The sequence below is a fragment of the Methylophilus aquaticus genome, assembly GCF_030769565.1.
Classification (GTDB): Bacteria; Pseudomonadota; Gammaproteobacteria; order Burkholderiales; family Methylophilaceae; genus Methylophilus; species Methylophilus aquaticus.
Genome location: NZ_JAVCAP010000007.1, coordinates 25,522 through 37,297, shown reverse-complemented (window position 1 = coordinate 37,297; position 11,776 = coordinate 25,522). Strand labels below are relative to the sequence as shown.

The window sequence follows — 11,776 nt, the reverse complement described above, 5'->3', positions numbered from 1 at the left end:
CCAGACCGTGAACATTCTCAGAAAATACTTTTGGCGCGAAATCAGCTTTAACATCATGCTGGTGATGCTTGGACTGCTTGCCATGTTCTCGTTTTTTGACTTGCTACAGGAGTTGGATAGCTTGGGACGCGGACATTATGGCATTAACAGCATACTTATCTTCGTACTGCTTAGCGTTCCAGGGCATATCTATGAAGTTGCACCTGTGGCTGTTCTATTAGGTGTGGTTTACAGCCTGGGAACCTTTGGCGCCAATTCCGAGCTGATTGTCATGCGCACCAGCGGATTATCCTTGCTGGATATCAGCAAAATTCTGCTCCGCATAGGAGCACTGTTTGCGATTGTGACATTTTTAATCGGTGAATCAATTGCGCCGTTCACCGAAAAGATGGCTCAGCGTATCCGTATTCAGGCGACCGACTCGGTGGTCGCACAGGACTTTCAGTCCGGTCTGTGGATCAAGGATGGGCGAAGTTTCGTCAATGTTAAAACCGTGATGCCTGACAGTAGCTTGGTCGACATCCACATCTATGAATTTGACCAACTGTTCCGCCTGCGTAAAATCAGCTCGGCGGCAGATGGTCACTTTGAAGACGATCACTGGTCACTCACCAATGTGACGCAGACGACCATTGAGCGCAATCAGCAAGTTGAACAAAATGCCGTTAAGTCAAAACACCTGCAACAGGCCAATTGGGACTCACTGATTCGTCCAGAACTGCTGAATGTGTTGCTGGTGTTACCGGAAAAAATGTCGGCCTGGAGCCTCTATCATTTTATTGAACATTTGCATCGCAATGCGCAAAAAAGCACGCGTTACGAGGTGGCATTATGGTCCAAACTGATTTACCCCTTGGCCTGCCTTGTGATGGTGGTGCTGGCATTGCCATTCGGTTTCCTGCAGCAACGCGCAGGCGGCATCAGCGCCAAAATTTTTGCCGGTATTTTTCTGGGCGTGGTCTATCAGATCATGAACCGTGTATTTGTCCATCTGGGCGTACTCAATGACTGGTCCCCGCTGCTCAGCGCCATCAGCCCGACTTTGCTGTTTTTAGTCACCGGACTGGGCATGCTGTATGTGGTAGAGCGGCGTTAATACCGTACAATTAACTACGCACAATGCGGGTCCCCAACAGCCGGTCATGTAAAAAGCAGTGTTCGGGATCAATCAGTGCCCACCACAAGGTCAGCCCTGCCGGAAGCAGCAACACACTGACCACCGCATAACGCAACAAGGCCGCAGATAAAGTCAACCGCCCACCGGAGGCACTCACGACACGCAACCGCCAGGTTTGCGAAGCCAGTGTTTGGCCACTAGCCACCCAGCAACGTACAAAATAAGCCCCCATTGCCAGATACAACAACACCTGCAAGCCAAAACGCTTGAGTCCACTATTTGCCTCACCGACAAACAAGTAATAAAGCGCAGTCAGGCTGAGGGTCAACGCCAGCATCAGCAAGGTTTCATATACGACTGCCAGATATCGTCTGATCAATGCGCGCATCAACATTCCCCATGGATAACAAAAACCCCGCAACCGCGGGGTTTGATTGCAAGCAGTCAGAGTTATTTCTAATCTCGACTGACCTTTGATGCCTGCTTACTTTTGATCCCAGCTATCTTCCCACATACAGTGTTTGATTTTGTGACGGTTGGCAATCAGTTCATCAATACTAGGCTCGTCGTTCAAAGCACGTTTCAAGGCCAGCTTGATCGCTTCGTAGTTATTTTTGTACAAGTCAGCCTTGTCCAGATTGGCTTCTTTAGCACAGCCCGGATCCACCCACAGCAAAGCAATAATGCACAAGTCATTCACCAGTTCTTTAGGGATAATGCCTTCGATCACCGCATCGGTAATACCATCAGCCACGCCGGCTTGAACCACGCCACCGAACAGCTCAATATTCAGCGAATCTTTCAAAGTCACTTTAGGCACCATCATTGTAGCTGGACGCACCATCTGGTTGATATCACGTACAGCAAACATGGCAGTGTGGCCTTTGGTTTGCGCCATCATGTTGGCAAACGCAGTCCCTACCGGGCCATCAACAGCACCAATCACGATTTCAGGCATGGCGGCAGTCACATCTTTGCCTTCAGAAAACACGGTGGCTTCACCGGCTTTTAATACGATTTTTGACATGAAAATTCCCTTAATATGTCTGGAGGTTAAACAAAACTCAGGCGCTAATTATACCAGCTTGAGCACCATATCGACATGCGGGATATTGGCGTCGAGATAAGGCGAACTGCAAACGATAAACCCGGCGCGCGCATAAAAACCAATTGCATGACTTTGTGCTGACAGCTGCGCCTGTGCAACGGGCAGTTCCCGACATATGTTCACCGCATACTGTAACAGTGCCGCACCGACACCCCGCCCGCGCCATTCTTTTAATACTGCCATACGGCCGATATGACCATCCGGAAGCACACGTGCACACGCTACCGGCCTGGCATCAGCGCGTACCAGTAAATGAATGGCTTTGACATCAGCGACATCCCACTCTAATAAATCAGGGACATGCTGTTCGACAATAAAAACGATCTTTCGGATTTTCTGGCAGTCCGGCCATGCCCACTGTTGGTAGCTGCATTGTTCTATCGTGAGGTGTGTCAATATCAACCTTACTTAACTTTTTCGGTGAATAACAGCAATCAATATGAAACTGGACCGAAACACAACGACAGAAACTCGCGTGATAACACCGACGCTTTTCAGAAAAGGACTGAAAAGCGTCGAACCATCGGATGAGAAAGTGATTTACTCTGATTGGGATTGAACCGCCGCTTTTAATGGACTAAGCGCAATAGTCACTTCTTCAGGATAACGATACATCGCCCCTGTAATCATATCGGTAATCCCAAAATCCAGCAGCACGCCGGTCACGCCTGCACCAGTAGCACCACTCACGACCTTGGTTGTGGACTGTTCATACCCAGGCGCATTGCAAGTGACAATAATGTCATCCTTATCTTTGCCCACATAAATAGTGTTTGATGACGCACTGACACGACCAAGTTTACCATCGCCAACACGACTCACCTCACATAAAGTAGTTGGGGGTTCGAGTTTAAAGCTGATTGCCTGTTGAGTACCCTGAGTAACAGTCGCACATCCATTTAAAAGCAAATGGATAAATAAAGCAGGTAATACTATAAGTTTATTATTTTTCATACATCCCTTTTCGATGAGTCGTTATATTAAATAAAAAGTTAATGCCAACCTTAACTTTCTTTTCAAATTTTAAACGATTAAATGCACTTCTTCGCATGTCTCTTCATCAGAATTCAACCCAACATTTCAAATAATGATCTTGCAAACAACTTCAAAACCCACATGGGCGCGACCCGACTATCTGTAATGTTGCATTTGTGATTAGCGACAGGCATCATACCGCCTTCATTAAAATAAAATTTGAGGAAAAGTTATGTGTCGTTTTCAAACTGCAGCGGCCAGAATTTTGCTAGGGCTGGTGTTTTTCGGAGTAGTCATTTTAAAGCTGATGGCAATTTTAAACACGCCTGACGGCTATGTGCAATATCAGATGATGCTAGGGCAATTTGGCTTACCCGCTGTCTTTGCGCCACTGCTGATTTTGATTCAGTTTGTGTTCGGGTTGAGCTTGATTCTTGGCTTTAAAACCAAACTCTCGGCAATTGTGCTGGGCTTATTGGCTGTATTCATGGCGCTGGTATTAGGCCAGGCTTCATTGGATGCGCTTTTTGCTTATATGGGGATTGCCGGTGGCATGTGGCTGTTAAGCATTTACCCACAAACTGCATGCAGCCTGGATAACCGTAAGTAATTAGCAATTGCATGGTAGTACAAAAAAGCCGGGGACAATCCGGCTTTTTGCTTTCAGGTTTCCCGATTCAGGGAATATTATCCTTTGATTTTAATGCCTAATTGCTTAAGTTTTCGGTATAGGTGCGTACGCTCAAGGCCTGAAATTTCGGACAAACGGCTCATGTTATTTTTGACCAGACGCATATGATACTGAAAGAAATAACGCTCAAAATCATCGCGAGCCTCGCGTAAGGGTTGATCAAGATTGAGCGGCATATGCTGCTCAACCGTCTCGGCAGGTTGCCCGTGAAAATCGGCGAGAACTCTGGCGACATCAGCTTGCGTAATGACATCCTCCAAACTGGTCATCAGGAGATTTTGAACAACCGCCTCCAGTTCATCGAGATCTCCAGGCCAATCAGCATTGCGCAAGGCATTCAAGGCGGCAATATCAAACGCTTTGTAGTCTATTTTGCTGGCCTCGACCATCAAGGTCGCCATCGCATTGACCAGGTCTGGAATATCTTCTTTGTGTTCGTCAATACAGGGGACTTTGACGGCTGACCCTGCGAGCGTTTGCAACAACGACTGTTCAAGCAGTGATTTCTCTATCAACTTGGGCAATCCATGTTCACTGGCACAAATCACCCGTGCACCATACTTTTCGGCTTTGGCGATAATCAGGCTTAAGCCTTTTTGTTCGGTTTTACCCAGTCTGGTGACTTCATCAACAAACACCACGCCTTCGCGCGCCTGTTCCAGAATTTCCATCGGGGCAGACACCAGTTTGTCATACTCGGTGAGCGCCACCCACGGCGCGTTTTGCGGACGTAGAAATTTGGCACACAAGGCCACACTGCCGCCTTTTTTACCAATCAGGAACAAGACGTTTTTATGGCGCGCCAACTGCTCCAGGCGCTGCTTGAGCTCTTGAATGACGGCACTTTTGCCAAAACTGGAAAGGTTGACTTCGGTATGCGCCAGGTGTTCGGTATGTTTGATCGCAGCGCCTACAGTTTTGAGCAGTTTTTGCAGGGCAATAGGTTTTTCAAGGAAGTCGAATGCGCCCAGCCGTGTGGCTTCAATGGCAGTATCTATGGTGCCATGGCCTGACATCATGATCACCGGCATGGTCAGCAGGCCGGCATTGGCCCATTCTTTGAGCAAACTGATGCCGTCACAATCCGGCATCCAGATATCCAGCAGCACCAGATCAGGACGCAGCTTGAGACGTTCTTCTCTGGCCACTTGCGCATTTTCAGCCAGACGCACATGGTGACCTTCATCACGCAGGATGTCACTTAACAACTCGCGAATGCCAATCTCGTCATCAACCACCAATATATTTCGTGATGCCATGTTGCTGCACTTCCTCACACGATGCGCTCTACGCGCCGACGTTGTTGTTTATCTACTGGCAGGCTGATGGTGACACTGGCACCGCCCTGAGGCAAATTATCGATGCGAATTTGGCCTCGCTGCTCTTCTATCATTTTTTTCACAATCGCCAACCCCAACCCTGTGCCATGCGATTTGGTTGTGACATAAGGTTCAAATACTCTGGCCATGACCTCGGTTGGAAAGCCACTACCGTTATCCGTGACAGACAATTTTACACGCTCGCCATCATAATCGGTCAAAATGACGATTTGTGGGTCCTCCACCAGTGTCAGTGCATCCTGAGCATTTTGCAGCAAGTTATGCAGAATCTGCCGCATCATGGTGGCATCAATCTGTATTTCCGGCAGTTGGTGATGCAAGGCCAGCACCAGTTTAACTGAAGAAGCATTGTACAGCCGGCTGACATCTTGAATTAAAGCATTTAAATCCAGTTTAACCAACTGCGCAGAGGGCGTTCGCGCATATTCACTAAACTCGTTGACCATATTTTTCATGGCTTGCACCTGATTAACAATGGTATCGGTCGATTTAAGCAGCATTTCTGCATCACGGCTTTCCAGCTTGTCATGCAATTTGAGTTGCAATCTTTCGGCAGACAACTGAATAGGTGTCAGCGGATTTTTAATTTCATGCGCCAGACGTCTGGCCACTTCCGCCCAGGCAGCATCTCGCTGCGCCTGCGCCATGGTAGTCACATCATCAAACACCACAACCAGGCCGTGGCCCTCGCCTTCAGGCAGACGCGTTACCCTGAGCATCAATACTTGCTTGCCATGCACGCCTTCAATCTCTATCTGTTGGGTCAGGTGGCGCTCATCATCATCAAACTGCAAGGTTGCCTGATAATGTTGCATCACCACTTCTACAAACTGGTTGAGGTAAGGGCTCTCAACTGCGATTTCCGTAAACACCTTATTTTTGAATGACACCAGTGAAATACCGAGAATGCCAGTCGCTGACAAGTTGTACACGCGTAACTCTGCACGTTCGTTAATCGTCATCACACCCGAACTCAAGTGTGAAAGAATGGTTTCCAGATAAGCTCGCGCTGACTCTACATGCTGTCGGCTTTGCTCTGAGGCTTTCTTGGCTTCCTGCAACTGACGGGTCATACTATTAAATGACTTCACCAGAACGCTTAACTCATCGTTGCCAAACGAAGGCAACTGTTGGGAGTAATCTCCGGTTGCAATAAGACGCGTTCCCTCGGCCAGTACCGTCAATGGCTGCGCCATCCGACGGCTCAAGGCAAATGCGATAGCCAGTGCACCCAGCATGGCCAGCAGCAGGATCATGGTCAAGGTGAGCATGAAAATATCTTTGAGCGACTGCCGGCTGTACGAGAGTGTTTGGTACTCACGGTATACCTCTTGCACTGACTCCGCCGTATTTGACAGGGCTTTGGGCACGGGCTGCATTAATTGCAAGATGCGCATTTCACCGGTGATTCCAATCGCCTCAACCGGCGCCAGCACCCGCATGTAGAGCCCCTTCCCCACTACTGGCTCAATTTTTCCGTATACTGCAAGGCGTGCCTGCCGTAATTGTGGAACGGAAGGCAAATCGGGCAGAAAACTCCTGGGGTCAGCACTGCTAACCGCCAGAATAGCCCCTTGCGGACTCAACAGTGCGGCATCCTGGATACCGGCCTTTTCGCGTAAATCATTCAATTGACTGTAATGCGAGCCTGAATTTTGCAGCGCCAGTGAAACGGCCATGCTTTGCGATTTCTCTTTTACATCGGCCAGCATAATATCAAGCGCACGCTGACCAAGATTCAAGCCGCCATCCAGCGCAGACTCAACTTTCACGTTAAACCAGGATTCAATAGATCTTGAAAGAAAATTAACCGATACCAGATAGACAATCAAACCAGGAATCAATGCCATCAGCGCGAAGGTGACCAGCAATCTGAAATTAAGACGACTGCCTACCTGCTTGGTTTTGGCTGCCAGATACAAATGTCGTAGCTGATACCCGATCACACTCAGCATCAACAGTGCGAGCGCACCATTGACATAAAGCAGGACAATATAATAATCACCACTGATCGCCGTATTGGCACTGGCCAGCGACAACAGATAAAGCAAGGCAGCTGCCAGCGCTATACATAAAAAGAGCACGTAACGCATAAGTTAGCGCACACTCTCCTTAACCCACCAGCTAAAAGTTGGGCTGACCAGTTCCCATTCACTTTCACCCAACGCATCAACCTGCAATGCTTTTGGCAATTTGCTGCGATCCAAATGCATTTTCAGCGCAGCCTGATAGGATTGATTTTTTTCTAGCACGGCATGTGGCGCCAGACGCCAGTCACGAATGGCGCCGAGTTCGCGCCTCGCATCCCCCAGCGTATCAAATGCTTTCTGGGTCTTGTCAAACTGCAACAGATATTGTTTGGTCAGCGCATGGTAATTGAGGCTGATTGAGCGACGTTCGGTGACAACCTCGTCATCAAACCAGTATTTTAATGGCTTTGTAAGCTGGAATTCATAGAGAAAAGTCAGTGCAATCCCTTTACTCAAAGCTTCTTCCAGTGCATGCCCTAACTGCACATCCAGATCGGCATCCAGTGTCCAGGTTTCGTCTCTCAATACCATTTCTGCATTTTTCACGTGGGCGTGATTACCTGCTGCCTGCACCAGCAGTGCAACAACAGACAACATGATCAACAGTATCAAGTGTTTAGAGTTTTTGTAATAACGCATAAAACAATCCGTCATGAGCAGACGTAGGAAGTAATTGCCCGCCTTTTGCCAATACACATGGCAAATCCGATTCATTAAAGAGTACCGGTAACCGCTGCGCATCGGTATGCTGACTTAAAAAATGCTGGATTTGCATGTCGTTTTCCTGATGGAATACCGAGCAGGTCACATAGAGCAATTTACCGCCTTTTGCCAGCATTTGCCACAAATTAGACAAAATTTGCTGCTGCTGTGTGGCAAAGCGTTCGATATCTTGTGGTCGGCGCAACCATTTCATGTCCACATGCCGACGAACAATCCCGGAAGCACTGCAAGGCACATCTGCCAGAATACGGTCAAACGGGCACCCGTCATACCAGTCGGCGTTACCCGCATCCCCCAGTTTGACATGGGCCAGCAATGACAGCCTGTGCAGGTTGTCTGCGACACGCTGCAAGCGGACCGGTTCCAGATCAACCGCCGTCACCTCGGCTTCTACGCTTTCAAGAATATGGCAGGTTTTGCCGCCGGGTGCACTGCACGCATCCAGCACACGCATGCCGGTCTGTACATCCAGCAATGGCGCAGCCCACTGTGCACCGGCATCTTGCACACTGATCCAGCCTTCGGCAAATCCGGGCAATTGATGTACAGGGACAGGTTTCTCCAGTTTAACGGCCGCCCCTCCCAAAGCTTGCGCCGCCATGCCTGCCTGCAATAACGTCTCCAGATATGCCTGCACCGAGGTTTTACGCACATTGACACGCAAGGTCATGGGGGGATGCTGATTACCCTGTACCAGCATGGCTTGCCATTGCTCGGAATATTGCTGTTTCAGCAGGTCTATCCACCACTGTGGATAGTTGAAAACCACTTCTTCACGCGCAGTGAATCGCGATTGCAGTTCGGCGCGCTGGCGCAAAAAATTACGCAGCACAGCATTGACCAACCCTTTGGCCCAGCGCAGCCTGGTTGCGCCGGCAGCCTCCACGGCCTGATTCACCACGGTAAAATGATCAGCATCACTATGCAATAGCTGCGCCAGTGCCACCAACAACAGCGCGTGTATCCTGTCATCACTGACCGGCTTGGGCGTAAGTGCTGCAAGATAGGCCGCAGCCTCGGCATAAAACCGCAACGTGAGATAACTTAGATCCTGTGCAGCCGCCTGCTGCTGCGGGGTCGCCTGCCTGACACGGCTCAGCGCCTTGGGCATGGAAACCGTTAAATTATGACCGGCCAACACCTCGGTCACCGCATAGGCGGCAATCATCTGTGCAATCTGCAAGTGAGCACTCTTTAAATAAAAGCGTTATTCTACTTGATGCGCAGCAAATACACAGTTTAATCATCGATGAAACTCTACCCAACAAAAAAGCCTGTTAAAACAGGCTTTTCTGACGTTAGCCATCACACTGCGTGCGTTTAATATTGATGCGCCAGCGACAGCAAACGCCGTATCCGCTCTTCAGTTTGCGGGTGGGTGCTAAATAGTCCCGCCAGATCTGCACCTGACAACGGGTTAATAATCATCATTTGCCCAGTTTCGGGGTGCGCTTCAGCCACCGGATTGGGAATGCGATGGGCGTAACTGTGAATTTTTTCCAGCGCGGCGGCCAGCGCCTTGGGATCGCGACTGATCTCGGCGCCCATACGGTCCGCTTCATATTCACGTGAACGCGAAATGGCCATCTGGATCAGCGAAGCGGCCAGCGGCGCCAGCACCATGATCAAAATACCGATGATCGGATTGGGCCTGTCATCGCCGTCGCGATGGCCGCCGCCGAACATCATGCCAAATTGGGCAATCGATGAAATTGCCCCGGCAACAGTCGCAGAAATGGTAGAAATCAGTGTATCCCGGTTTTTGACGTGCGCCAGTTCATGCGCCATCACGCCGCGCAGCTCGCGCGCATCCAGAATCTGCATAATGCCCGTGGTGGCAGCTACCGCAGCATGTTCAGGATTACGGCCAGTCGCAAAAGCATTGGGCTGACTTTCGTTGATCACAAAGACACGCGGCATGGGTAACTGCGCATTTTCGGCCAGTTCTTTCACCATGCTGTAATAGCCCTTGAAACGCCCTTCGCCAAAATTGTTTTCTGGGTTAATTTCTACAGCACCGTACATTTTCAGTACAGCCTGGTCACTAAACCAATAGGCATAAAAGTTCATACCGCCCGCCAGCAATAATGCAATCAACATCCCACCCTGACCACCCAATGCCCCACCTACCGCCACAAACAGTGCGGTAATGGCTGCCATCAGCACAAAGGTCTTGGTCCAGTTTCCAAACATTAAAATCTCCTAGAATTCTTGCATGCGTTCACAATGCTATATGCGGTGATGGCGGCCGTTTTTCAATGCCCGCCATCAAAGAAACCTGTCGCCTGCCTGTACATGCTGCCCTTGCACAAACTGCTGGGCCGTTTGCCGCTTGCCACCGGGCATTTGCAACGCATGGATTTCCAATACGCCGCTGCCACAAGCCACTTGCAAGGGTTGGGTATGGATGACGATCCCTGGCGTACCCGAGCCTTCAGCGGCCTGCGCAAACCACACTTTGCACACCTGTTCTTTAAATTGGGCAGTCGCTACCGGAAACGGGTTAAATGCACGCACCTGTCGAGACAGCTGCTGCGCGGATTGCGTCCAGTCAATCGCCGACTCGGATTTTTCGAGCTTGTGCGCATAGGTCACCAGCGACTCATCCTGAACCTCAGAAGGTAACTGGCCGGTGGTTTGTAAAGTATGCATGGCGGCCACCATCAAACGTGCGCCTTCACGGCTAATCGCGTCATGCAGTGTTTGCGTCGTATCGGCCTCGGTAATCGGCACAGCCCATTTGCTGACCATATTACCGGCATCCAGCTTGGGCACCACTTCCATGATAGTGACACCGGTTTCGGCATCCCCAGCCAGTATCGCGCGATGAATAGGGGCAGCACCGCGCCAGCGTGGCAATAGCGAACCATGAATGTTATAGCAGCCCCGGCTGGGAAAATTGAGCACGGCGGTAGGAATAATCAGGCCATAAGCGGCCACAATCAACACCTCGGCCTGCACCGCAGCAATTTCGGCCTGTACCTCAGGCGGTTTCAGGCTTTCTGGCTGATACACGCGCAAGCCGTGTTGCAAGGCCAGTTGTTTGACCGGGCTGGCCTTGAGTTGCATGCCACGACCGGCTGGCCGGTCAGGCTGCGTCAGCACCATGCCGATCTCGTGTCCGGCATCCATCAGCCCTTGCAAAGCAGGCACCGCAAACTCCGGCGTTCCGGCATAGATCACACGCATGAAAAATCCTTTTTTAATAGCTGTTGCGGTCAATTTCACGCGCATGCTTGACCATTTTGGTGCGAATGCGGTTACGCTTGAGTGAGGAAAGATATTCGACAAACACTTTGCCCTTGAGATGATCCATCTCATGCTGGATGCAAACACTGAGCAAACCGTCAGCATCCAGTTTGAAGGTCTTGCCTTGCGCATCCTGCGCCTCCACCGTAATAAACTCGGCGCGAGTCACGCTCTCATACACCCCGGGCACCGACAGGCAGCCCTCTTCGTAATCCTGACTGCCGGACTGCGCGGTGATTTTAGGGTTAATCAATACCAGTAAATCGTTTTTTTCTTTGCTCAAATCGATCACAATCAACTGAATGTGCTGATCCACCTGGGTCGCCGCCAGCCCAATGCCGGGGGCATCGTACATGGTCTCTGCCATGTCTGCGACCAGTTGCCGCAAAGCGGCATCAAAAACCTTGACCGGTTTGGCGACGGTGTGCAGTCGCGGGTCTGGATATTGCAAAATCGGAAGTAATGCCATGCTCTACGATTCTCTCAACTTAAATAGCCTTTTAAAAACAGGGTAAAACGCCCTTTTTTTCGCCTTGATTAGAT

Annotated in this window: 13 protein-coding genes; 2 read left to right on the top strand and 11 right to left on the bottom strand. The window is 50.0% G+C overall.

Going from position 1 to position 11,776, the window contains the following annotated elements; translation table 11 throughout:
* Positions 1 to 7: 7 nt before the first annotated feature.
* On the top strand, positions 8 to 1,096 hold the full coding sequence (lptG, locus tag Q9291_RS04255) for an LPS export ABC transporter permease LptG (RefSeq protein WP_306388782.1): 1,089 nt from the start codon (positions 8 to 10) through the stop codon (positions 1,094 to 1,096).
* A gap of 10 nt (positions 1,097 to 1,106) precedes the next feature.
* Here the strand turns inward: lptG and Q9291_RS04250 are convergent, their stop codons facing one another.
* The 4 genes from Q9291_RS04250 to Q9291_RS04235 all read right to left on the bottom strand — a co-directional run bounded on the left by Q9291_RS04250 (position 1,107) and on the right by Q9291_RS04235 (position 3,179).
* A complete protein-coding gene (locus tag Q9291_RS04250) occupies positions 1,107 to 1,505 on the bottom strand; it encodes an RDD family protein (protein WP_306388779.1) in 399 nt (132 codons plus the stop codon).
* A gap of 96 nt (positions 1,506 to 1,601) precedes the next feature.
* Positions 1,602 to 2,144 (bottom strand): formaldehyde-activating enzyme, encoded by a 543-nt coding sequence (fae, locus tag Q9291_RS04245; RefSeq protein ID WP_306388777.1) that lies wholly within the window; start codon positions 2,142 to 2,144, stop codon positions 1,602 to 1,604.
* Between the two features lie 48 nt (positions 2,145 to 2,192).
* On the bottom strand, positions 2,193 to 2,621 hold the full coding sequence (locus Q9291_RS04240) for a GNAT family N-acetyltransferase (protein WP_306388775.1): 429 nt from the start codon (positions 2,619 to 2,621) through the stop codon (positions 2,193 to 2,195).
* Between the two features lie 144 nt (positions 2,622 to 2,765).
* Positions 2,766 to 3,179 carry a hypothetical protein gene (locus tag Q9291_RS04235; protein WP_306388773.1) on the bottom strand — a complete coding sequence of 138 codons (414 nt, stop codon included), beginning with the start codon at positions 3,177 to 3,179 and terminating at the stop codon, positions 2,766 to 2,768.
* A 253-nt stretch (positions 3,180 to 3,432) separates the two neighbouring features.
* Between Q9291_RS04235 and Q9291_RS04230 the strand changes: the two genes are divergently transcribed.
* Positions 3,433 to 3,810 (top strand): DoxX family protein, encoded by a 378-nt coding sequence (locus tag Q9291_RS04230; RefSeq protein ID WP_306388772.1) that lies wholly within the window; start codon positions 3,433 to 3,435, stop codon positions 3,808 to 3,810.
* A gap of 77 nt (positions 3,811 to 3,887) precedes the next feature.
* Here the strand turns inward: Q9291_RS04230 and Q9291_RS04225 are convergent, their stop codons facing one another.
* The 7 genes from Q9291_RS04225 to def form a co-directional block, all read right to left on the bottom strand.
* On the bottom strand, positions 3,888 to 5,150 hold the full coding sequence (locus tag Q9291_RS04225) for a sigma-54-dependent transcriptional regulator (protein ID WP_306388770.1): 1,263 nt from the start codon (positions 5,148 to 5,150) through the stop codon (positions 3,888 to 3,890).
* 14 nt (positions 5,151 to 5,164) lie between these two features.
* The gene (locus Q9291_RS04220; RefSeq protein ID WP_306388769.1) at positions 5,165 to 7,324 is read right to left on the bottom strand and encodes a sensor histidine kinase; all 2,160 of its coding nucleotides are present in this window, start codon (positions 7,322 to 7,324) and stop codon (positions 5,165 to 5,167) included.
* Between the two features lie 3 nt (positions 7,325 to 7,327).
* The gene (locus Q9291_RS04215) at positions 7,328 to 7,900 is read right to left on the bottom strand and encodes a DUF4390 domain-containing protein (RefSeq protein WP_306388767.1); all 573 of its coding nucleotides are present in this window, start codon (positions 7,898 to 7,900) and stop codon (positions 7,328 to 7,330) included.
* A complete protein-coding gene (rsmB, locus tag Q9291_RS04210) occupies positions 7,878 to 9,167 on the bottom strand; it encodes a 16S rRNA (cytosine(967)-C(5))-methyltransferase RsmB (protein WP_306388765.1) in 1,290 nt (429 codons plus the stop codon). Before rsmB ends, Q9291_RS04215 begins: the two co-directional genes overlap by 23 nt.
* Positions 9,168 to 9,304: 137 nt before the next feature.
* The gene (htpX, locus tag Q9291_RS04205) at positions 9,305 to 10,177 is read right to left on the bottom strand and encodes a zinc metalloprotease HtpX (RefSeq protein WP_306388763.1); all 873 of its coding nucleotides are present in this window, start codon (positions 10,175 to 10,177) and stop codon (positions 9,305 to 9,307) included.
* 75 nt (positions 10,178 to 10,252) lie between these two features.
* Entirely contained in the window at positions 10,253 to 11,173 is a 921-nt protein-coding gene (gene fmt, locus Q9291_RS04200; RefSeq protein WP_306388762.1) for a methionyl-tRNA formyltransferase, read from the bottom strand.
* Positions 11,174 to 11,186: 13 nt separating this feature from the next.
* Complete coding sequence (def, locus tag Q9291_RS04195; RefSeq protein WP_306388761.1) at positions 11,187 to 11,702, bottom strand: peptide deformylase; 516 nt, start codon at positions 11,700 to 11,702, stop codon at positions 11,187 to 11,189.
* Positions 11,703 to 11,776 lie beyond the last annotated feature (74 nt).